At 63.7% G+C, this 19,875-nt stretch carries 23 protein-coding genes; 14 read left to right on the forward strand and 9 right to left on the reverse strand.

The genetic code is table 11. The features are described from left to right. Window positions 1-3: 3 nt before the first annotated feature. Entirely contained in the window at window positions 4-648 is a 645-nt protein-coding gene (locus LB518_RS01915; protein WP_224572399.1) for an SGNH/GDSL hydrolase family protein, read from the reverse strand. Between the two features lie 211 nt (window positions 649-859). On the opposite strand from LB518_RS01915, the gene LB518_RS01920 reads away from it, so the two are divergent. From LB518_RS01920 to LB518_RS01945, 6 genes are all read left to right on the forward strand, one after another. Next, window positions 860-1,438 carry a nitroreductase family protein gene (locus LB518_RS01920; protein WP_224572401.1) on the forward strand — a complete coding sequence of 193 codons (579 nt, stop codon included), beginning with the start codon at window positions 860-862 and terminating at the stop codon, window positions 1,436-1,438. A 403-nt stretch (window positions 1,439-1,841) separates the two neighbouring features. Further along, window positions 1,842-3,134: an ABC transporter substrate-binding protein gene (locus LB518_RS01925; protein WP_502845785.1), complete on the forward strand. Its 1,293-nt coding sequence runs from the start codon at window positions 1,842-1,844 to the stop codon at window positions 3,132-3,134. A 113-nt stretch (window positions 3,135-3,247) separates the two neighbouring features. Beyond that, window positions 3,248-4,138 carry a carbohydrate ABC transporter permease gene (locus LB518_RS01930; protein ID WP_224572405.1) on the forward strand — a complete coding sequence of 297 codons (891 nt, stop codon included), beginning with the start codon at window positions 3,248-3,250 and terminating at the stop codon, window positions 4,136-4,138. Continuing rightward, a complete protein-coding gene (locus tag LB518_RS01935) occupies window positions 4,135-4,947 on the forward strand; it encodes a carbohydrate ABC transporter permease (protein WP_224572407.1) in 813 nt (270 codons plus the stop codon). Before LB518_RS01930 ends, LB518_RS01935 begins: the two co-directional genes overlap by 4 nt. Window positions 4,948-4,957: 10 nt before the next feature. Then, entirely contained in the window at window positions 4,958-6,037 is a 1,080-nt protein-coding gene (locus LB518_RS01940) for an ABC transporter ATP-binding protein (RefSeq protein WP_224572409.1), read from the forward strand. A gap of 40 nt (window positions 6,038-6,077) precedes the next feature. Beyond that, window positions 6,078-8,087, forward strand: coding sequence for an aldo/keto reductase (locus LB518_RS01945; RefSeq protein WP_224572411.1), 2,010 nt, complete (start codon window positions 6,078-6,080; stop codon window positions 8,085-8,087). A 79-nt stretch (window positions 8,088-8,166) separates the two neighbouring features. On the opposite strand, the gene LB518_RS01950 is transcribed toward LB518_RS01945, so the two are convergent. Both LB518_RS01950 and LB518_RS01955 read right to left on the reverse strand, forming a co-directional pair. Further along, window positions 8,167-8,340 carry a hypothetical protein gene (locus LB518_RS01950; protein ID WP_224572413.1) on the reverse strand — a complete coding sequence of 58 codons (174 nt, stop codon included), beginning with the start codon at window positions 8,338-8,340 and terminating at the stop codon, window positions 8,167-8,169. 27 nt (window positions 8,341-8,367) lie between these two features. Beyond that, a complete protein-coding gene (locus LB518_RS01955; RefSeq protein WP_224572415.1) occupies window positions 8,368-8,550 on the reverse strand; it encodes a hypothetical protein in 183 nt (60 codons plus the stop codon). Between the two features lie 92 nt (window positions 8,551-8,642). Here LB518_RS01955 and LB518_RS01960 point away from each other — a divergent pair, with 92 nt between their 5' ends. Then, complete coding sequence (locus LB518_RS01960; protein WP_224572417.1) at window positions 8,643-9,542, forward strand: LysR substrate-binding domain-containing protein; 900 nt, start codon at window positions 8,643-8,645, stop codon at window positions 9,540-9,542. Window positions 9,543-9,595: 53 nt separating this feature from the next. On the opposite strand, the gene LB518_RS01965 is transcribed toward LB518_RS01960, so the two are convergent. Continuing rightward, window positions 9,596-10,018 (reverse strand): YciI family protein, encoded by a 423-nt coding sequence (locus LB518_RS01965; protein ID WP_224572419.1) that lies wholly within the window; start codon window positions 10,016-10,018, stop codon window positions 9,596-9,598. A 208-nt stretch (window positions 10,019-10,226) separates the two neighbouring features. On the opposite strand from LB518_RS01965, the gene LB518_RS01970 reads away from it, so the two are divergent. Together LB518_RS01970 and LB518_RS01975 are read left to right on the forward strand one after the other, a co-directional pair. Beyond that, window positions 10,227-10,817, forward strand: coding sequence for an NUDIX domain-containing protein (locus tag LB518_RS01970; protein WP_224572421.1), 591 nt, complete (start codon window positions 10,227-10,229; stop codon window positions 10,815-10,817). 119 nt (window positions 10,818-10,936) lie between these two features. After that, a complete protein-coding gene (locus tag LB518_RS01975; RefSeq protein ID WP_224572422.1) occupies window positions 10,937-11,326 on the forward strand; it encodes a hypothetical protein in 390 nt (129 codons plus the stop codon). A 44-nt stretch (window positions 11,327-11,370) separates the two neighbouring features. On the opposite strand, the gene LB518_RS01980 is transcribed toward LB518_RS01975, so the two are convergent. Then, the gene (locus LB518_RS01980; protein WP_224572424.1) at window positions 11,371-11,820 is read right to left on the reverse strand and encodes a winged helix-turn-helix transcriptional regulator; all 450 of its coding nucleotides are present in this window, start codon (window positions 11,818-11,820) and stop codon (window positions 11,371-11,373) included. 160 nt (window positions 11,821-11,980) lie between these two features. On the opposite strand from LB518_RS01980, the gene LB518_RS01985 reads away from it, so the two are divergent. Then, a complete protein-coding gene (locus LB518_RS01985) occupies window positions 11,981-12,871 on the forward strand; it encodes an NAD(P)H-binding protein (RefSeq protein WP_224572426.1) in 891 nt (296 codons plus the stop codon). 3 nt (window positions 12,872-12,874) lie between these two features. On the opposite strand, the gene LB518_RS01990 is transcribed toward LB518_RS01985, so the two are convergent. Further along, the gene (locus LB518_RS01990) at window positions 12,875-14,002 is read right to left on the reverse strand and encodes an Mrp/NBP35 family ATP-binding protein (protein ID WP_224572428.1); all 1,128 of its coding nucleotides are present in this window, start codon (window positions 14,000-14,002) and stop codon (window positions 12,875-12,877) included. A gap of 400 nt (window positions 14,003-14,402) precedes the next feature. Between LB518_RS01990 and LB518_RS01995 the strand changes: the two genes are divergently transcribed. Both LB518_RS01995 and recO read left to right on the forward strand, forming a co-directional pair. After that, the gene (locus tag LB518_RS01995; RefSeq protein ID WP_224572430.1) at window positions 14,403-15,680 is read left to right on the forward strand and encodes a porin; all 1,278 of its coding nucleotides are present in this window, start codon (window positions 14,403-14,405) and stop codon (window positions 15,678-15,680) included. 507 nt (window positions 15,681-16,187) lie between these two features. After that, window positions 16,188-16,964, forward strand: a complete 777-nt coding sequence (gene recO / locus LB518_RS02000) for a DNA repair protein RecO (protein WP_224572432.1) — start codon at window positions 16,188-16,190, stop codon at window positions 16,962-16,964. 3 nt (window positions 16,965-16,967) lie between these two features. On the opposite strand, the gene LB518_RS02005 is transcribed toward recO, so the two are convergent. Together LB518_RS02005 and LB518_RS02010 are read right to left on the reverse strand one after the other, a co-directional pair. Then, complete coding sequence (locus LB518_RS02005; protein WP_224572443.1) at window positions 16,968-17,327, reverse strand: hypothetical protein; 360 nt, start codon at window positions 17,325-17,327, stop codon at window positions 16,968-16,970. Between the two features lie 207 nt (window positions 17,328-17,534). Next, entirely contained in the window at window positions 17,535-17,840 is a 306-nt protein-coding gene (locus tag LB518_RS02010) for a hypothetical protein (RefSeq protein WP_224572445.1), read from the reverse strand. Window positions 17,841-18,047: 207 nt separating this feature from the next. Here LB518_RS02010 and LB518_RS02015 point away from each other — a divergent pair, with 207 nt between their 5' ends. Both LB518_RS02015 and LB518_RS02020 read left to right on the forward strand, forming a co-directional pair. Beyond that, window positions 18,048-18,746, forward strand: a complete 699-nt coding sequence (locus LB518_RS02015) for a DUF1045 domain-containing protein (RefSeq protein ID WP_224572447.1) — start codon at window positions 18,048-18,050, stop codon at window positions 18,744-18,746. A gap of 85 nt (window positions 18,747-18,831) precedes the next feature. Continuing rightward, complete coding sequence (locus LB518_RS02020) at window positions 18,832-19,464, forward strand: hypothetical protein (RefSeq protein WP_224572449.1); 633 nt, start codon at window positions 18,832-18,834, stop codon at window positions 19,462-19,464. Window positions 19,465-19,506: 42 nt separating this feature from the next. Here the strand turns inward: LB518_RS02020 and LB518_RS02025 are convergent, their stop codons facing one another. After that, window positions 19,507-19,857 carry an acyl-CoA thioesterase gene (locus tag LB518_RS02025; RefSeq protein WP_224574250.1) on the reverse strand — a complete coding sequence of 117 codons (351 nt, stop codon included), beginning with the start codon at window positions 19,855-19,857 and terminating at the stop codon, window positions 19,507-19,509. Window positions 19,858-19,875 lie beyond the last annotated feature (18 nt).

A 19,875-nucleotide genomic window follows, 5' to 3' on the forward strand; every position in this document is an offset into this window, starting at 1 on the left:
GCCTCAGGCGAGCGTCGCAACCGTGGCCGCTACAGCCTTCCCCAAGGCGTCATGCGCATCCGGATCGAAATGCAGCCCGTCATAGGCGCTCGATTTGATGACGGTGCCGGCATCGAGAAACGCGACGCCGTGGGTGGCCGCGACAGCTGCGTAGAGCGCGCCGAGCTGCAGCGATTTTTCATAGCCGCCGACGAACATGCGCTCGATATGCACTGCTTCACCGCAATGGTTGAGCATCGGTGGTGGCGCGATGAGGAGAATCTTCGGCACGCCGCCATCGCGTCCAGCTTCGGCGAGCTTCGCGAGCTTGATCAATTCGCCAGCGCCCGCTGCAATGTCGGCTGCGGGCAACGCGAACCGCGCCTTCAAATCATTGCTGCCGAGCATGATCGCGACGACGTCGAGCGGCCGGTGGCTCCTGAGGCAAGCCAGCAGATAGGCTTTCCCGTTCATATGGGCCCCCTCGATCGGGTCGTCATGAACGGTGGTGCGACCTGGCAGCCCTTCCTCGATGACGCGCCAGCTGCTGCCCAGCGTTGCCTGCATGATTCCAGGCCAGCGCTCTTCGAAGGCATAGCGGCTGTCCGGCCGTGAAACCGTCGCCTCGCCGAAGGTATTGGAGTCGCCAAAGGCGAGCACCGTCTTCATGGTCTTCCTCCCCGATATCGGTTGATTGCCGATTGCGACGGCCGTCCGTGCAGGCAACTCAATAGCGGACTAATCCGCTGCTGCAACGCCCTATGAGGGCTGGCGGCGCTTTGCGCCTGTCGCTCCTGACCATGGCTGGCAAGCGGGCGGCGGTCGCCCTAGTCTCCGTTCGGCCGGATGCAGCCGGCGTCCCCTAAAGCAGGAACCCCCGATGCGGAAGCCAGCCGAGACCGACATACCCATCCTTGACGTCATCGTGGAGCGCTGGAGCCCGCGCGCGTTCGATCCTGAGCGGAAGATGACAGAGGCCGATCTCGTCCCGCTGTTCGAGGCGGCACGCTGGGCGCCGTCGTCCAGCAACTCCCAACCCTGGCGCTTTGTTTATGCCTTCCGCGGCGAGCCGGCCTTCGACGCGCTGCTTGCCGCGGCGGTCCCCGGCAATCAGGCCTGGGTCAAGCGAGCCTCGGTGCTTGCCTATTCGGTTGCCCGGCTTCATTCCGACAGCGGCCGCGCGCTCTGGCATAACCGACACGACACGGGCATGGCGCTCGGATATCTCCTGCTGCAGGCGACCGCGAACGGATTTGCCGTGCATCCATTTGGCGGCTTCGACAGCGAAAAGGTCATCGCGGCCGCAGGTATCCCAAGCGATTTCGAGCCCGTGGCCGGCCTCGCCATTGGTTACGCGGGCGATCCGGCGCTGCTTGGCGAGGGGGCCGCACGCGAGATGGAGCCTCGCCATCGGCGCAAGGTTGCCGAGTTTCTGTTCCACGGCCACTGGCCGCAATAGGGCTGGCCGGTCAATTGCGATGAGCGGGTTGAGCCCACCCGATCGCTGTTTGCGGTCCAAGGCTGGCTGAAACGGTTCCGGAATCGTTGGCTGAAAATCCGGAATAGTAAGTTTGACCACAAAGGCTGGTGATCAACGTGCAGCGCAGCATATCAATATGTTGTGCTTTGCTGCATCGTTGATGGCATATGTTGATCAGGCTCTATTTACTTCAGGAGTGTGAGAAAGGTGCTGCCTAAAAGGGTGCGACAGCTTGACAATATGCGCCCCGACACTCCTAATGATCCCGGAATTGAGGCGGATGAACGCGCTCGGCGTGTCGCGCGGGAGGAGATGGCGAATGGCCATTCTGCTCGGTGCGTCGGGCGGGATCCGGACATAACGGGAGGGTCTGATGAGAAAGATGACGCAATTGGGATTTGGCGCGCGGGCGGGTGGTCGCCTTGCGGCCGCTCTGGTCGGTGCCGCGATGCTGGCGAGCAGTGCCTTCGTCGGCGCTGCCTCGGCATCCGAGCTCACCGTCTGGTGCTGGGATCCGAATTTCAACATTCCGGCCATGAAGGACGCGAGCGAGCGCTATACGAAAGCGCATCCCGACACGACCTTCAACGTCGCCAACATCACCCAGGATGAAATCAACCAGAAGCTGCAGACGCAGTTCCTTGCGGGCGTCACCGATGGCCTGCCCGACATCGTCCTGATTCAGGACGACAACATCCAGCGCTTCCTGCAGTCGTTCCCCGGCTCTTTCGTGCCGCTGTCCGATTCCATCGACATGAAGAAGTTCGCCGACTACAAGGTCGCCGCGGCGACCTATGACGGCAAGTCCTACTCGCTGCCCTTTGACTCCGGTGTCGCGGGCCTCTTCTACCGCACCGACTATCTGGAGCAGGCCGGCTACAAGCCCGAGGATCTGCAGAGCATCTCCTGGGACAAGCTGCTCGAGATCGGCAAGGACGTGCTGGCCAAGACCGGCCATCCGCTGATCAGCATGGACTATAACGGCGACGACCTCATCGTTCTGATGATGCAGTCGACCGGCCAGTGGTATCTCAAGAACGGCAAAGAGCCGAACATCCTCGAAAATCCCGCGCTCAAGACGGCGCTCGAGACCTTCCAGAAGATGGCGCAGGCTGGCGTTATCAAGTCCGTCTCGGGCTGGACCGACTACACCGGCTCGTTCACCTCCGGCCAGGTCGCCACGGTGCCGCAGGGCGTGTGGATCACCGGCACGATCAAGTCGGTGCCTGAGCAGTCTGGCAAGTGGCGCGTGGCGCCGATGCCGATCCTCGAGGGTGTGGAAGGGGCGACCCACTTCACCAGCAATGGCGGTTCGAGCTGGTATGTGCTCGCCTCGTCCAAGCATCAGGATGAGGCTGTCGACTTCCTCAAGACCGTCTGGGGTTCGGATGTCGATTTCTACCAGGGCATCCTGATCAACCAGGGCGCCGTTGGTTCGCTGCTCGCCGCTCGCGAAGGCGCTGCCTACAAGGCCAGCGACCCGTTCTTCAACGGCGAGCCGGTCTGGCAGAACTTCTCCGACTGGCTGGCCAAGGTCCCGACCGTCGACTACGGCACCTTCACGCCTGAGGCTCGCATGGCCGTCCGGGCGCAGATCCCGAACATCGCCAATGGCGGCAATATCGACGACGCTCTGAAGGCGATCGACGCGCAGCTGCGCCAGCAGATGCAATAATCGCGTTTCCTTTCCATGGGGCGGGCCGAAGGCCCGTCCCGATCCAGCAGGTTCTTCCCGGTGCGGCTCAGGGGCTACACCGTGATGTGCGGCATCGATGATCGGAAGGGCGCATGGCGCAGACGCGTTTAGACCGTAGCGAGCAAGTCAACGGCTGGGCATTCGTCATGCCTGCTCTGGTCCTGCTCGGCATCTTCATGATCTACCCCATCATCTGGTCGCTCTGGATGAGCTTCCAGGTTGGTCGCGGCGCAAACTTCTCCTTCGGCGGCCTGGCCAATATCCAGCGCCTCGCCAATGACGCCCTGCTGATCAAGGCGCTCACCAACACCTGCATATTCTTCTTCATCCAGGTGCCGATCATGATCGTCCTGGCACTGCTGTTTGCAGTTGCCCTCAACGATCCGACGCTGCGGTTCCGGGGCCTGTTCAGGACGGCGCTGTTCCTGCCCTGCGTCACGTCGCTCATCGCCTATTCGAGCCTGTTCAAGTCGATGTTCTCGGCTGATGGCATTATCAACCAGACCTTGCTGACGCTCCATGTGATCGGCACGCCGATCCCCTGGCTGTCGGACCCCTTCTGGGCGCGGGTCGTCATCATCACCGCCATCACGTGGCGCTGGACCGGCTACAACATGATCTTCTATCTGGCCGCATTGCAGAATGTGGACAAGTCGATCTACGAGGCCGCCAGAATCGATGGCGTCCCGGCATGGGCCCGCTTCACGCGCATCACGATCCCGATGCTGAAGCCGGTGATCCTCTTCACGACGATCCTGTCGACCATCGGGACGTTGCAGCTCTTCGACGAGGTCAACAACATCACGCAGGGCGGCCCGGGCAATGCCACGCTGACGCTCTCGATGTATATCTACAATCTGACCTTCCGCATGATGCCCAGCTTCGGTTACTCGGCCACCGTCTCCTGGGTCATCGTCGTGATCGTCGCGATCCTCAGCTTCATCCAGTTCATGATCGCCCGCGATCGACGGAGGGCGTCATGAGCTTCGCGCTCCTGCGCCGGGGTGGCGTCTACGTCTTTCTCTCGATCGCCACCTTCCTGTCGGTGTTTCCGTTCTACTGGATGGCGGTCGGCGCGACCAATCAGTCGCCGGATATCGTTCGCGGCAAGCTGGGCTTCGGCGGCAATCTGCTGGTCAATTTCCAGCACCTCATGACCCAGGTCGACCTGCCGCGGGTGTTCGGCAATTCGTTTTTCATCGCCGTTGTCTCGACGTTGCTGACGCTCATCGTTTCGTCGCTCGCCGGCTACGGGTTCGAAATGTTCCGCTCGCGGATCCGCGAGCGCATCTTCCAGCTGCTGCTATTGCTGCTCTCGATCCCGTTCGCCGCGCTGATGGTGCCGCTGTTCGTGATGATCTCGCGCGCTCAGCTGAACAACACCTTCACGGCCGTCATCCTGCCGGGCATCGCATCGATCTTCATCGTGTTCTATTTCCGCCAGGCCACGAAGGCTTTCCCGCGGGAACTGCGCGATGCGGCCCGCGTCGACGGACTGAAGGAATGGCAGATCTTCCTCTTCGTCTACATGCCGACCATGCGTTCGACCTATGCGGCGGCGACGATCATTGTCTTCATGAACGCCTGGAACAATTATCTCTGGCCGCTGATCGTATTGCAGACGCCGGATAACAAGACGATCACGCTCGTGATCTCGACACTCACTGCAGCTTACACGCCCGACTACGGCGTCATCCTGCTCGCCACCGTGCTCGCCACGGCTCCCACGCTCGTCATCTTCTTCGTTCTGCAGCGGCAATTCGTGCAGGGAATGCTGGGAGCGGTCAAATGAGGAATGCATCATGACGAGCCTCAGCCTCAAGGGCATCCGCAAGTCCTATGGGTCGCTTCCCGTCATCAAGGGCGTCGATCTCAGCGTCGATTCACGCGAATTCGTCGTCTTCGTCGGACCGTCAGGCTGCGGCAAGTCCACCTTGCTGCGCATGATCGCGGGCCTTGAATCGATCACCGCCGGGGAGCTCGAAATCGGCGGCAAACGCATGAACGATGTCGACCCGTCGAAGCGCGGCATCGCCATGGTCTTCCAGTCCTATGCGCTCTATCCGCATATGAGCGTGCGGGACAATATGGGCTTTGCGCTCCGTTTCGCGGGAAAGCCCAAGGACGAGATCGCCCGGCAGGTCAACGAGGCGGCCCGCATCCTGGAACTCGGGCCGCTCCTCGATCGCCTGCCGGCGCAGCTTTCGGGCGGCCAGAGGCAGCGCGTCGCCATTGGCCGCGCCATCGTGCGCCATCCGGACGTGTTCCTGTTCGACGAGCCGCTTTCCAACCTCGATGCTGAACTTCGCGTCCACATGCGCATCGAGCTGGCTCGCCTGCATCGCGAATTGCAGGCGACCATCATCTACGTCACGCATGACCAGGTCGAAGCCATGACGCTGGCCGACAAGATCGTCGTGCTGCGCGAGGGCGAGGTCTCGCAGGTCGGCACGCCGCTGCAGCTCTATGACGACCCCAACAACCTGTTCGTCGCCGGCTTCATCGGCTCGCCGAAGATGAACTTCCTGTCCGGCGAGGTCGTCGATGCCGGCGCTGGCACGGCTTCGATCGCGCTGGTCAATCATGGCGGCGTCCGCCTCACCAAGCCGATCGGCGGTCCGCTGCCGCGAAAAGGCGAGATGGTGACGCTCGGCATTCGTCCCGAACATTTCGGCGTGGCAGGTGCGGGCACCGACCTCACTCTCGCCGTCGATGTCGCCGAGCATCTCGGCTCGACCACCTATGTCTATGCCAATGGCGGTGGCGAACGGCTGATCATCCAGCGGGAAGAACGCCACATGGGCGATAGTGATACGATAGCGGTCTCCATCCCCTCCGAGGCGGCATTGCTTTTCGATAGCGCCGGCAAGCGGCTGCGCTGATTCCAAGCTCTTGATTCGATCGATTGAAGAGGACCACCAAGTGACTTCCAATCCTGTCCGCTGGGGCATTCTCGGCCCCGGCAGCATCGCAAAGACCTTTGCAGGCGGCGTTGCCCATTCGAAGACCGGCAAGCTGGTCGCCATCGCAACCCGCGATCCTGAGCGTCCGGGCCTCGGCGACGGTTTCCCCGGCGCGCGTATCCTCGATGGCTATGACGCGCTGCTCGCCGATCCCGAGGTCGAGGCGATCTACATCGCGACGCCGCATCCAGGCCACGCCGAATGGGCGATCAAGGCCGCTGAAGCCGGCAAGCATGTCCTCGTCGAAAAGCCGCTCGCGCTGACGTCGTTCGAGGCTGGCGCGGTGTTCCACGCGGCGAAGAAGGCCGGCACCTTTGCTGCCGAAGCCTTCATGTACCGCGTCCATCCGCAGACCGCGAAGCTGGTGGAACTGGTCAAGGCCGGGACGATTGGCGAGGTTCGTGCGATCAAGTCGAGCTTCGGCTTCGCCATGCCGCGTTTCGATGCCTCGCATCGCCTCTATGCCAATGAACTGGCCGGCGGCGGCATCCTCGATGTTGGCTGCTATCCGGTATCGATGGCCCGACTGATCGCCGGCGCGGCGGCAGGCCAGCCATTCCTCGAGCCCGAAAAAGTTTACGGCATCGGACATCTCGGCAAGTCCGGCGTCGATGAATGGGCTTCGGCGCTGCTGAAATTCCCGAACGAGATTCTCGCGGAAGTTTCATGCTCGGTGTCACTGGCGCAGGACAATGTGCTTCGCATCCTCGGAACCACGGGCCGGATCGAGGTCAAGGATTTCTGGTTCGCGGGCGGCCGCGAGGGCGGCACGGGTGCGATCACGGTCCATCGTCCGGACGGCTCGGTTGAAACCGTCACCGTGCCGGAAGAGGGCTGGCTCTATTCCTTCGAAGTCGATGCCGCCGGCGAGGCGATCCGCGCTGGGAAGCAGGAACTGTCGCCGCCTGGAATGACCTGGGCCGACACGCTCGGCAATCTCGCGGTTCTCGACAAGTGGCGCGCCGCCATCGGCCTCGAATATGACATCGAGCGCCCGGCCAATCGGCCGCGCACCGTTTCCGGCCGCGTCATCAGCCGGCCGAGCGCGGGTATTCCGAAGCGGTCGCTGCCGGGCGTCAGCCGTGACACTTCGCTGGTCGCGCTCGGCTTCGAGTTCTTCCCGAACTTCTCGGGCGCCTCGATCCTGCTCGACGCCTTCTATGAGGCGGGCGGAAACCTGTTCGACACAGCCTATGTCTATGGCAATGGCAAGACCGAGGCGCTGTTCGGTGAGTGGCAGTCCTCGCGGGGCATCGCACGTGACGATTTCGTCGTGATCGGCAAGGGCGCCCATTCGCCGCTCGTCTATCCCGACATCATCAGCAAGCAACTGACGCAGACGCTCGACCGGCTCAAGACCGACCATGTCGACGTCTACTTCATGCATCGCGACAATCCCGACGTGCCGGTTGGCGAATTCGTCGATGCGATGGATGCCGAGGTGAAGGCCGGCCGTATCCGCGGGCCATTCGGCGGCTCCAACTGGACGCGCGAACGTCTCGACGCCGCGATCGCCTATGCCGAGAAGAACGGCAAGACCAAGCCCGGCGCGCTCTCCAACAATTTCTCGCTCGCCGAGATGGTCGATCCGATCTGGGCCGGCTGCGTCCATGCTTCGGATGACGAGTGGAAGTCCTGGCTGAACGCGCATCAGATCCCGAACTTCGCCTGGTCGAGCCAGGGCCGCGGCTTCTTCACGGAGCGTGCGGGCCGGGGCAAGATGGACGACGAGGAGATCGTGCGCTGCTGGTATTCGGAGAAGAACTTCGGGCGTCGCGACCGGGCGATCGAACTCGCAGGCAAGCTCGGCCGCAGCCCGATCCATATCGCGCTCGCCTATGTGCTCGCCCAGCCGTTCCCGGTTGTCCCGCTGATCGGTCCGCGTACGCCGGCCGAACTGGAGGATAGCCTCTCGGCGCTCGATATCCGCCTGACGCCGGACCAGGTCGCCTGGCTCGACAAGGGCTAAGGAGCCTTAAGACGGCCATTGCCGGCAAAGTCCGGCAGTGGCTTCACGACAGTGCGCGGCGCCCAGCGGCGCCGCCGCATCAATCCATGTCGGAATCACCGCCGCATGGCTCCGGACGCTCGCGCTGTTCCGGCTGGCGGGCATGCAGGACCGCCGCCCGCAGATGCGGCCCCAGCGACTTGTAGTGGTCCTGCAGCCGCTGCTCGCCCGCCTCGTGATGGCGGGCGTTCTGATCGGCGACGTCAAGCGACATGGTCTTCTCCTTTATTGTGCCGCCGCGTCAGGCGCAGCGGTCTTGTTTGGCCGCGTCAAAGGCGGCGCCTTCGTCTTCGGGTTCGGGACCGATCGGCAGATCGGCAATTTCGTGGGCGCTCATGCGCCAGAGGGCGTTCTCGTTGTCATGCGTGAGCACCGGGCGTGAGGCCCAGTCGGTGATGGCGCGATAGAGGCTGGCGAGGAACATGGCTGCTCTCCTGTGGCTGACATCACCGAATATGGAGATAGACCGGAGCCGAACCCATCGACATGATCTCGGTCACACTATAGAAAATCTCTATGGCCAACCCCTTCAAGGTGCCGCTCAACGCCCTTAGGGCAATAGAAATTGTCGGACGCGGCGGCACGCTTTCGACTGCGGCGGACGAGCTCGGGGTCACGCCAGGAGCAGTAAGTCAACATATCCGCAGGGCCGAAGAGCGGCTCGGTTATGTTCTTTTCGAGAGGGATCGCGCCGGATTGCGGCCGACGCCCGCCCTCGACGTGGCGCTGCCACATTTGCATCGCGGCTTTCAGGCGCTCGCTGCCGGTGTCGCGGCCATCGAGCAGAGCCATAGCGGCACGCTGACGCTTTCGGCCGCGCCAGCCTTCGCTGCGCGCTGGCTGGTGCCGAGGCTCGGGCGGTTCTCCCGCGAAAATCCGGAGATCGAAATCCGCTTCTCGGCCACCGTTGCGCTGGTCGACCTCAATCATAGCGACATCGATTGCGCGGTCCGCCTCGGTCGGGGCAACTGGCCGGATCTCAAGGCGGAATGCCTGCTGCCTCAGCCCTTCTTCCCAGTTGCGACGCCGGAATGGCGCGCGAAGCTGAGGTCCCCGGCCGATCTCGCCACGGTCCCCGTCATCCACGACGAAGGGACGATGGTCGACTGGCGTGAGTGGTTCGCTGCAGCCGGCACGCCGATGCCGGAACTCGCCGGTCCGCGCTTTTCCGATCCTGTCCTCGGTCTCGAAGCCGCCATGGCCGGGCAGGGCGTCATGCTGGCATGGGACATGGTTGTCGCCGATGCGCTGGCGCTCGGCCGCCTCGTCCGACCGTTCGATATCGAGGTCGAAAGCCGGTTCGCCTATTGGTTCGTCAGCACGGCTGCTTCATCGCGCAGCAACAAGGTTCGCCGCTTCCGCGATTGGCTGAAGCGCGAGATCGCCCTGACGCATGGCCGTCCGACGTCTGTCTGAGCGAAAGGCGCAGGGCGTCCGTCATGCGGGTCCGGACGCCCTGCCGCGCCGCCTCAGCCGCCCGTGATCTTGTCGCGATTGCCGTCGTGAAGTGCGGTGAGATCGGGCGTCAGTACATCGGCGAAATCCTCCATTTCATAGAGCGGACGGATTTCTATCTCGCTCGGACCCGGCATCGGATTGGGGCAGCGCTTCACCCATGCGATCGCCTCGTCGAGATCCTTCACCTGCCAGAGCCAATAGCCGGCGACGACCTCTTTCGTTTCCGCGAACGGGCCATCGATGACCATGCGGCTCGCGCCATCGAAGGCAACGCGCTTTCCCTTCGAGGATGGCTTCAGCCCGTCGCCGGACAGCATGATGCCGGCCGCGATGAGTTCCTCATTGAAACGGCCCATCGCCTCGAACAGCTCCGTCGTCGGCATGACGCCGGCTTCCGAATCCGCTGTCGCCTTCACAAAGACCATCACACGCATTGCTTTCTCCCTTCGCGGTTCGTTGCGGCCCCGATGGGGCACCATCTTGATGACGATCGGGGGTGCGGACGAGACGACATTTTGCCTGAACTTTTTTCGGCCCGGGCTGCCGGCCGCTGCGCTCTGTCGCGGCATGAAATCAGCCGCCCCCCGTTTCCTCGCTCTCCCGATCGGCTATGCATGCCGAAGCGTGACCTGAGGGAATCCCATGACCGATTGGAACGACCGCGTCCGTCTCGTCGAGACGGTCGAACTCTCCCGCAACTGGGGCAAGCTCGACCGGAACGTCTTCGACTATCAGCGCTCGGACGGATCGTGGCAACGTCAGACCCGCGAAACCTATGATCGCGGCGACGGCGCTGGTGTCCTCGCCTATGATCCGGATCGCGGCACGGTCCTGCTCATTCGGCAATTCCGCTTTCCCGCCTGGAAACGCGGCCACCATGAACCGCTGATCGAGGTGTGCGCGGGCCTGCTCGACGCAGACGATCCGGTGACTTGCATCAAGAAGGAAGCCGAGGAGGAAATGGGCGTCGCCATCGACGAGCCCGAACTGGTGATGGCGGCGTTCATGTCGCCGGGCAGCATCGTCGAAAAGGTGCATCTCTTCGTCGCCCGCTACCGCCCGGGCGATCGCCACGGCGCCGGCGGCGGTCATGTTTCCGAAGGCGAGGATATCGAAGTGCTCGAGCTTCCTTTCGAGGAGGCCTTGGCCATGAGCTTCGATGGCCGCATCTGCGATGCCAAGACCATCATGCTCCTGCAATATGCCGCGCTGAAGGGCCTTCTTGCCCGCTGATCACACCTTCGGTTGGAGCGCCGCGCAGGACCTTGGCGCCCGCCTTCATTGATGTATCCTCCGCCACACGCATTTTTTGCCGCCGCTACAGGCGGCTCGCCAGGAACGGAAATTCCCTCATGTTCAGATCCTCGCTTCTCCTTGCCGCCGCCGCCGTCTCTTTCGCCTGTCTCGCCGGCGGCACAGCTGCGGCCGCAGCCAAGGATCCGGCTTGCAGGCCGAGCAAATGGACCCTCTCGGTTCCGCAGGGCATGAGCGAGGGCGAGGCGCTGATCGCCGAGACGCCGGAGAATCACATCTGGCGGGTTGGGGTCGGCGGCGTTCCGGCCGACGCGATGCTGATCATCGAGTACAAGAGCACGGTCGGCACCAAGGGAGAGGTCGTCCTGAACGCGGGCGCCGCCGAACTGGTGCAGGGATCGAGCGTCACCATGCGGCTGAAGCGCAGCGGCATGGGCGCCAAGGGCGTCGCGGTCGCCGGCACCTACAACATCAAGTGCGGCAAATAATTCGCCAGGGGCAGTCGTTCGCCCGGGCTGGGTCGGCCGAGGGCTCAGGCCGGCAGCGTGTCGTACCGCGCGCGGGCCGCGCGGACGCTGTCATGGTTTGTGGCCGCCCAACGGGTGAGGGCGGTCATCGGCTCGACCAGGGAATTCCCCAGCGCGGTCAGCCGGTATTCGACCCGCGGCGGCGTGGTCGGAAAGACGGTACGATCGACGAGCCCGTCACGCTCCAGGCCGCGCAGTGTCACGGTCAACATGCGCTGTGAAACGCCGCCGACCTGCCGCTTCAGTTCATTGAAACGCACAGGTCCGTCGGCAAGGCGCAGAACCACCAGGAAGCTCCAGGCGTCGCCCAGACGATCGAGGACGTCGCGCACCGGGCAATCAGCCGCCGACCGGGCTGACGCGCCGAAGCCGCCGACGAGCGCACCCAGCGCCCCGGCGCAGTTGTCCGCCTCGCTCCAGTCGGCCTCGATCGGAGCTGGTGCCGCGTCGACCATGTCCTGTTCTCCACGCTTTTGCCCGGCACGGTTCCGCCGGTGTGCCCTGGCGACGTAGAGATGCGTTCTTCACGGATGCAGGTCAAGCGCCTAGTTACGGTTCGTAACCACTTGGGCCGGCCTTTGCCGCGCACATCCCTCTGCTGTCGAAGGAATGGACATGACCAGCGACTCAACACTTCTCGTCACGGGCGCGAGCGGCCATCTCGGCCGCCAGGTTATCGAGGCGCTATTGGCGGCCAAGGCCGGCAAGGTGATCGGCACGACGCGCGATCCCGCGAAGCTTGCGGATCTGGCGGCCAAGGGGGCGGACATCCGCCACGCCGACTTCGACAAGCCAGAGACGCTGGCCGCGGCCTTCGCAGGCGCCGACCGCATGCTGCTGATTTCGACCGATGCCGTTGGAGCCGACGGCAGGCGCATTGCTCAGCAGCGCGCAGCAGTGAAGGCGGCGGTCGCGGCCGGGGTGAAGCACATCGTCTATCTCTCGGCGCCAGCGCCTTATCCGACTCCCGAGCCGAGCCTGATTGGCGACCATTACTGGACCGAGCAGGCCATTGCCGCCAGCGGCGCGGACTTCACGTTCCTGCGCGACCATCTCTATACCGATCTGCTCCTCTATTCGCTGCCGCACGCGATCGAGACCGGGACGCTCTATACGGCGACCGGGACCGGAGGCCGCTCCTATGTCACGCGGGAAGATTGCGCACACACGGCGACCGCAGTGCTCGCGAAGGCGACCGGAAAGTCCGCGCTCGACGTCACCGGCCCGGCGCCGCTGACGCAGGACGAGATCGCGGCGCTGGCCAGCGAGATTTCGGGCAAACCGGTGAAGCATGTCGCGGTCCCGGCAGAGGGCCTGCGCCAGGGATTGACGGCTGCAGGGCTACCGGCCGGCCTGGTCGAAGGTCTGGTGGCCTTCGACGTCGCGGCCGCCGAAGGCTTCCATGCAATCACGACGTCGGTCGTCAAGGATTGGACGGGACGGGAGCCGCAGAGCGTCCGCGACTTCCTGTTTGAGAACCGCACGGCGCTCGCGCCGAAGGGCTGATCCTCACTCTATGACGATACGCGGCGCCGGCCTTGCTCCGGCGCCGCCCGCGATTGCTGCGCCGATTCGCGTGGCGATGTCGCGATAGACGCGCGCATGGGGGCCATCCGGCGCGCTGGCGACAATCGGCCTGCCGGCGTCGGACGTCTCGCGGATGACGAGATCGAGCGGCACCTCGCCGAGGAAGGGCACCCCGAGTCGTTCCGCCTCATGCCGCGCGCCACCATGGCTGAAGATGTCGGAACGGCCGCCGCAATGCGGGCAGAGGAAATAGCTCATGTTCTCGACGATGCCGAGCACCGGCACGTCGACCTTGCGGAACATTGCGAGGCCCTTGCGCGCATCGATGAGGGCGAGATCTTGCGGGGTCGAGACGATCACCGCGCCGGCGAGCGGCACCTGCTGCGCCATGGTGAGCTGCGCGTCGCCCGTGCCTGGCGGCATGTCCACCACCAGCACATCGAGCGGCGCCCAGGCGACTTCGCGCAGCATCTGCGTCAGCGCCGACATCACCATCGGGCCGCGCCAGATCATCGGTGTCTCCTCCTCGACGAGGAAGCCCATCGACATCGCCTTGATGCCGAAAGCCTCCATCGGCTTCAGCGTGCGCCCGTCCTGCGTTTCGGGCTTGCCGGAAAGGCCGAGAAGGCGCGGCACCGAGGGACCATAGATATCGGCGTCGAGCAGGCCGACCTTCAGCCCATTGGCGGCGAGCCCGAGCGCGATGTTGACGGCGGTGGTCGACTTGCCGACGCCGCCCTTGCCGGAGGCGACGGCGATGATCGCGCCGACGCCGGGAATGCCGGGCTTGCCACTGGCCGAGGTCGCTGGCGGCGCGGGCCGTGCGGGCCGAGGCGGTGGCGGCGCGCCCGCGCCGCCTTTACGCTCGGCGGTCAGGATCACCAGCGTGCTCTCGACGCCCGGCAGCGCCTGCACTGCAGCTGCCGCCTGCTCGCGGAGCGGCTCAAGCGCGTTGGCGCGCGCGGCATCGACGGTGATCGAGAACATGACCTTGCCGCCATGGATGACGATATCGGAGATGAGCCCGAGCGAAACGAGGTTCCCGTTCCCGTCCGGTCCGGGAACGTCTGTGAGTCGCGCGAGAATCGCGTCGCGGTCGATAGAGGCCATGGCTTGGAATCCTTGAGCTGTTTTTCGGCGGCAACCATGCGTCTACCTCGGCTTTCGCGCAAGGCGACGCCCCGGCGCATGGCTCGAAAGCTGTTCGTTGTCAGTGTGTTAATAGATGTTACCGAAGCCTTAAGCGTCGAAGCATGACGATACCCTGCAGTGTTGCATTTCCGTCATAGCGCCCCCGGCCCCTTTCGCTATGATCACTTTACGGAATCGAAAGCGGTTCCGGTTGCTTTGCCTGTCACCCAGGGGTGGGGGACAAATCGGGCAGATGCAGCTGAACGGGGATTTGACGGACTTCGAGCGAGCCGACTGACTGGGATGATCGAATAGATCGTCTCGGGGGCGACGAGAAGAAAGAAACAGTCTCCTGGTTTAACCTTTTGGAGGTCAGGATATGAACTTCAAGACCCTTCTCCTCGGCTCTGCCGCTGCGATGATCGTGGCTGGTGGCGCTCAGGCGGCGGATCTCACGGTCGCCGAGCCGGTCGACTACGTGAAGGTCTGCGACGCTTTTGGCGCTGGCTTCTTCTACTCTCCCGGCACCGACACCTGCATCAAGGTCGGTGGCTACTTGAAGTTCGGTACCGCCTTTGGCGACACCGACTTCGGTACGTACAACTCGATCTACCCGAACAGCCAGTGGTCGAACTTCTACACGGAAGCTTCGGTTCAGCTGACGGCTTCGTCGGTCACCGAGTTCGGTAACCTGACCGGCTTCATCGACTATCGTGCTCAGTCCGGCAACACCGGCTCGTTCACGCAGTCGGCGACGCAGACGGTCAACGCCTCCACCAATTCGGCTTATATCGACAGCGGCTGGCTGTCGCTTGGTCCGATCAAGGCTGGTCGCTTCACCTCGCTGTATGACTTCGGCCGTGGCTACACCGACACCGGCGCGTTCGGTTCGGACACCACCACCGATCACATCCAGCTGACCTACGCCGTCAACGGCTTCGGTCTGGCGATCTCGGTCGAAGATCAGCGCGATCGTGGCGCTGCTGGCAACACCGGCGACCCGGTGTCTGGCGGCACGGCTTACTACCAGGGCGGTCAGAACAACATCCCCGACATCGTCGGTGCTGTGACCTACGCCTCGGGCATCTTCTCGACGAAGATCGCTGCGGCGTATGTCAATAACGCGATCGACGTCAACGGCGGCTCGGGCACCATTGCCGATCCGTACGACATCAACGCGAAGACGGGCTGGGCCATCGGCGGCAGCGTCGAGTTCGCTCTCGACAGCTTCTCGCCCGGCGACAAGTTCTTCGTCACCGGTTCGTATGGCGACAACGCCAACTCGTACACCGGCATCGCCGGCGGTACGTCGGTTGCGAACCTGACCGGCAGCTACGATGGCTCGTTCATCGCTTCGGCCGCTCCTGGTTCCAGCTGGTCGGCTCTTGCTTCGTACAAGCATGTCTGGACCCCGACCGTCTGGTCGGCGATCTCGGGCGGTTACGCTTCGTATGACGGCGACGGCTACTTCGACAACTTCACCGTCGATGCTTATCGCGGTGTGTTCTCGACGGGCTGGACCCCGGTTACCGGTCTCGACCTGATGCTCGATGGCCAGTACTCGCATGTCGATATCTCGGACGGCCGCGGCCTTGTCCAGAATGACGACGATGGCGACGCCTGGACCGTCAACCTCTGGATGAAGCGCTCCTGGTAAGCTCTTCTCCTCGGAGATAAAGAGGCCCGGCGGATCATTCCGCCGGGCCTTTTCGTTTGTGGCGGTGTCGCTCTGCTCCTGTAAAAAGAAGCGCTTCTTGTTATCGGCGGTCTGCGCTGATCGAAGTGGCCGCGAGGGCCGCTGTTCCATTTGACGGCCGCGAATTCAGTCTGCGAAATCAGTCCCGGAAGCCCATATAGACGCCCTGACGCCGTGCTGGCCTGGTTGCCGCTGTGCCGGCATTGCCGAGACTCTGAGGCGGTCGGGACCGAGATTACCTGCGATGAGTGTCATGCCGGTGCCTTTGCGACGCTGCTGCATAGGTTCAGTCCAGATGAAACAGCCTTGGCCATCGAGCCGGACCCTGGCTCGTGCCGGCAGATCGCTGGACGGGGAGGGCAGTCGCGCCTCGTTCAACCCGGCCGGTCGCCAGTTTTTCACGACAGATCCTGCCGGCGTTCCGAACGACCGGCCTTGTCGTTTCCCTCGCCTGCCCGTGAGTCGCTGATGCAGTGGACCGATCAGGCCATCGTGCTGGGTATGCGACGACTTGGTGATTCGAGCGCCATTCTGGAGCTGATGACGGCCAAGCGCGGCCGGCATCTTGGCGTGGTGCGCGGCGCGCGTTCGCGCCGCCTCGCGCCGATGCTTCAGCCGGGCAACCGGGTCGAGGCAACCTGGCGCGCGCGTCTCGACGAGCAATTGGGGCTATTCACCATCGAGCCAGTGACCTTGCGGGCGGCACGATTGATCGAACGGCCGCTGGCGCTGTTTGCGCTGCAGGTTCTTGCTGGCCATCTGGGCCTGCTCGCCGAGCGCGAAAGCCATCCGGAACTTCATGGCGCCGTCGATTCCGCGCTCGACAGCTTCGCAGAACGGCCGGGGCCAGGCGCGTTGGCGATTGCCGGTTTCGTGGCCCGCTTCGAACTCGCGCTCCTCAACGAAAGCGGCTTTGGCCTCGACCTCTCCCGATGTGCCGTAACCGGGGATACGGAGGGGCTCGTCTTCGTTTCGCCGCGGACCGGGCGTGCGGTCAGCGGATCGGCGGCGGCTGGCTATGAGGATCGCCTCTTGCCTCTGCCGCGTCTCTTGCTCGGGCAGCATGGCGCGAATGACGGACGCGGCGCTGTGGATGAAGCCTTCCGCCTTACGGGTCATTTTCTGGAGCGGCATATCTACCAGCCGCGCGGTATGGCTGAACCGGCGGCTCGCCGGGAATTCCTGACATGGATCGGCCGCGAACTCGCCGATAGCGAGCCGCGGCCGGGTTTCAGGCCTCTATAGGCGCTATTTCAGCTGGTCGCAGAAGCTCTTGACCGCCGTGGAATAGCGCACCGGGTCGATGGTGACGTTGTCGCGGCATGTATTCTGGGCAGCCGTCAGCTGCTCAGGCGTCAGATTCGCCGTGCCCATCGTGATGTCGAAACCAAATACGTCCTGGTCGGCGATCGGTCCGCCCGGCTTGTCGGCTTCGCTCGTCGATTCGGCCGACTGGCCATTGTCGGACTGAGCCGGCGTCGGCGTTGACACTGCTGGCGGTGTCTGCACGGCAGGGTTGTTGGCGTCCTGCGCGAAGGCCGGAGCGATGGACAAAGTCGCGAAGATAGCACCGGCGGTCAAAAGTTTGCTATACTTGGAAATAATCACTGGCCGTCTCCCTGAACATGCCGCACTGCAATGAAGTCGAGTGCAGCGAATGTGATTTCGGCGGATGACATCGCCGTAACCTCGTTAGATCGACGGTGAACTGTTCCGTCACTGGATCTAAACGATCAGGGAGCAAGTTTGTTCCGACAGGATTGTTGCGTTCTGGTTCGCGATGCTAGACCGACACCGCGTCAGCCAAGGGTAGGGCTAGTGTCCCCAGCAGAACATGCGGACCTTCGGAGAGTAGCGCCAGGGCATCGAAACGATGTCCTGCTTGCAGCGGTTGTTAATGGCCACTTGCAGTCTCGGGTCGAGCGACGCCTTGAAGGCCATCAGTGACGCGACATCGCCGGGAACACTGGTGAGGTCGAAACCGAACACCTCCCAGTCCGGCACCGGGGCGGTGTGCCCGTCGTAGTAGCTGAACGCTTGCGCCGAACCGGTCGACGCTGCCATCAGCGCGAGAGCCGAAGCGAAGGCGGCGGCAATGGGCATCGTGGCTGAGCGGATCATGGCGGGCGTTCCTGGTCTCTGTCGTCAACGGGCCTCAAGCGAGGGCTATCATGCCCGATCGCCGTGAGTGTTTCTATAACGTGGCGGCGCGCGGCCGGTTCGCTGCGACGATGAAAAGCGACAGTGCGTCATGCGTTTGTCCGGACTTCGGCGATAATGGGATGATTCGGCCATGCGCCGCCGTCCTGTTCACGTCCGAGGCCTTCCTTGCGCTACGCTCTCTACGCCACGCCAGCCGCCGATGATCCGCTCTGCCGCGCCGCCACCCGATGGCTTGGGCGCGACGCGTTCGGAGACGTCGAAGGGCCGCTGCCGGAGGTTGAGGGGCTCGCGGCGGGCACTCTGGAAGCCTATCTCGCTGATCCGGCTCGTTACGGTTTTCACGGCACGCTCAAGGCGCCCTTCTCTTTGGCTGAGGGGGCCGACGAGGCGGGGTTGTTGGCGGCCGTTGACCGCGTTGCCGCCGCCTCGGCTCGAATTACGATTCCGGAATTGGTCGTTCGCCGCCTTGGTCGGTTCTTCGCCTTGGTGCCGAATGAGCCGGTAGCAGCACTCGATGCCTGGGCGGGCCGGATCGTCCGCGACTTCGACGCCTTTCGGGCGCCTCTCTCGGAGGCGGATATCGAGCGCCGGCGCAAGTCGGGCTTGACGCTCGATGAAGAGGCCAATCTGCTGCGCTGGGGCTATCCTTATGTCTTCGATGCGTTTCGCTTCCACATGTCCTTGACGGGCCGGGTTCCGCGTGAGGACATGGAAGTGGTTGATGCGGCCTTGCGACGCCACTTCGCCGGTCTCGAGGGGCGGCCGTTCGTGATCGATCGCCTGGCTGTTTTCGTGGAGCCCGAGCGCGGCGCGCCCTTCGAAATCCGCCATGTGGCCGAGTTTGGCGGCGTCGAGCCGGTCTGAGCGCGCTGCTTCTTGAGCTTGGCTGTTTCCTGAGCTTGGCTTAGGTTGGAATTGCGCTCCTGCGTCGCGCTTTCGGGATTTCACGATGAGACCTTTGACCACCCTCACGCTGCTGCTCGTGTTCCTTGCCGGCCCGGCTCTTGCTGACGGCTCGCGGCTGACCGGCCTGCCATCCGCATTGCTCTCGGGCGATGCTGCCGAGGGCACGCAGCATGAAATACCGAATATGCCGGCTCCGACGATTACGGCGGGAGCGGCAACGATCGTGCTTGGGCAGACCAAGCTCGGGGACCTGTACGACGCCTTTGGCGGCACGCTGCAGCATGCAGGCGATGGCACCGCATCCGCGAACTGGCTCTGCTATGCCGCGGGATCGGGCAGCACACAGCAATTGATCTGGTTCGTCTCCGACGGCCACGCCGGCGGGCCCGAGCAGGAGGTCACGCTCGTTGCCGCTAATTATGCGCCGCCGAAGGATGGCTGCGACGCGGCGCCCTCGTCCCTCACCGAATTGAAGATGCAATCGCCCGGCCTCGGCGCGAGCGCTTCGGATCTCCAGGCAGCCTTCGGGCAGGTCGCTGCCCGCGACAACATGGTGGCTTACCTCAATCAGAGCGCTGCGATGCAGGGCGGCGCAACGACCTTTCAGAGTCTCAACTACCTGCTGAGCGGCGATACGATCATCGGCTTCGCGGTCAGCCAGGTTACGGTTCCCTGACGGGGGCTCCTCGCGAGCGCTCGATTTCGGGACTGATCCGGCTCAGCCGGCCGCGTCGTCCGCATTTGGCAAGGGGCGTGGCTTACGGGCCGCGTCGATCGCAACGAAGGTGAAAGTGGCGTGGGTCACCTTGGTGATGTCGTCGCTTTCCCGGTTGCGTCGCCAGGCCTCGACGAAAACCCGCATCGAGCTGCGTCCGGTCGAGACAATGCGGCCATAGATCGTCACCTCGTCGCCGACCTGAACCGGGCTGAGGAACGACATGCCTTCGACGGCTGCCGTCACCGTGCGGCCACGCGCGCGGCGTGTGGCGATCGTGCTGGCGCCGAGATCCATCTGCGACATCAGCCAGCCGCCGAAAATGTCACCCGCCGGATTGGTGTCGTGCGGCATGGCGATCGTGCGAATCAC

The sequence above is a fragment of the Mesorhizobium sp. BR1-1-16 genome (genome assembly GCF_020165495.1).
In the GTDB taxonomy this organism is placed as follows: Bacteria; Pseudomonadota; Alphaproteobacteria; order Rhizobiales; family Kaistiaceae; genus Kaistia.

Bases quoted from the DNA above. Each gene is read 5' to 3' on its own strand.
- LB518_RS01915 (WP_224572399.1), bottom strand. From the start codon at position 648: ATGAAGACGGTGCTCGCCTTTGGCGACTCCAATACCTTCGGCGAGGCG.
- LB518_RS01920 (WP_224572401.1), top strand. From the start codon at position 860: ATGCGGAAGCCAGCCGAGACCGACATACCCATCCTTGACGTCATCGTG.
- LB518_RS01925 (WP_502845785.1), top strand. From the start codon at position 1,842: ATGACGCAATTGGGATTTGGCGCGCGGGCGGGTGGTCGCCTTGCGGCC.
- LB518_RS01930 (WP_224572405.1), top strand. From the start codon at position 3,248: ATGGCGCAGACGCGTTTAGACCGTAGCGAGCAAGTCAACGGCTGGGCA.
- LB518_RS01935 (WP_224572407.1), top strand. From the start codon at position 4,135: ATGAGCTTCGCGCTCCTGCGCCGGGGTGGCGTCTACGTCTTTCTCTCG.
- LB518_RS01940 (WP_224572409.1), top strand. From the start codon at position 4,958: ATGACGAGCCTCAGCCTCAAGGGCATCCGCAAGTCCTATGGGTCGCTT.
- LB518_RS01950 (WP_224572413.1), bottom strand. From the start codon at position 8,340: ATGTCGCTTGACGTCGCCGATCAGAACGCCCGCCATCACGAGGCGGGC.
- LB518_RS01955 (WP_224572415.1), bottom strand. From the start codon at position 8,550: ATGTTCCTCGCCAGCCTCTATCGCGCCATCACCGACTGGGCCTCACGC.
- LB518_RS01960 (WP_224572417.1), top strand. From the start codon at position 8,643: ATGGCCAACCCCTTCAAGGTGCCGCTCAACGCCCTTAGGGCAATAGAA.
- LB518_RS01965 (WP_224572419.1), bottom strand. From the start codon at position 10,018: ATGCGTGTGATGGTCTTTGTGAAGGCGACAGCGGATTCGGAAGCCGGC.
- LB518_RS01970 (WP_224572421.1), top strand. From the start codon at position 10,227: ATGACCGATTGGAACGACCGCGTCCGTCTCGTCGAGACGGTCGAACTC.
- LB518_RS01975 (WP_224572422.1), top strand. From the start codon at position 10,937: ATGTTCAGATCCTCGCTTCTCCTTGCCGCCGCCGCCGTCTCTTTCGCC.
- LB518_RS01980 (WP_224572424.1), bottom strand. From the start codon at position 11,820: ATGGTCGACGCGGCACCAGCTCCGATCGAGGCCGACTGGAGCGAGGCG.
- LB518_RS01985 (WP_224572426.1), top strand. From the start codon at position 11,981: ATGACCAGCGACTCAACACTTCTCGTCACGGGCGCGAGCGGCCATCTC.
- LB518_RS01990 (WP_224572428.1), bottom strand. From the start codon at position 14,002: ATGGCCTCTATCGACCGCGACGCGATTCTCGCGCGACTCACAGACGTT.
- LB518_RS01995 (WP_224572430.1), top strand. From the start codon at position 14,403: ATGAACTTCAAGACCCTTCTCCTCGGCTCTGCCGCTGCGATGATCGTG.
- recO (WP_224572432.1), top strand. From the start codon at position 16,188: ATGCAGTGGACCGATCAGGCCATCGTGCTGGGTATGCGACGACTTGGT.
- LB518_RS02010 (WP_224572445.1), bottom strand. From the start codon at position 17,840: ATGATCCGCTCAGCCACGATGCCCATTGCCGCCGCCTTCGCTTCGGCT.
- LB518_RS02020 (WP_224572449.1), top strand. From the start codon at position 18,832: ATGAGACCTTTGACCACCCTCACGCTGCTGCTCGTGTTCCTTGCCGGC.
- LB518_RS02025 (WP_224574250.1), bottom strand. From the start codon at position 19,857: ATGCCGCACGACACCAATCCGGCGGGTGACATTTTCGGCGGCTGGCTG.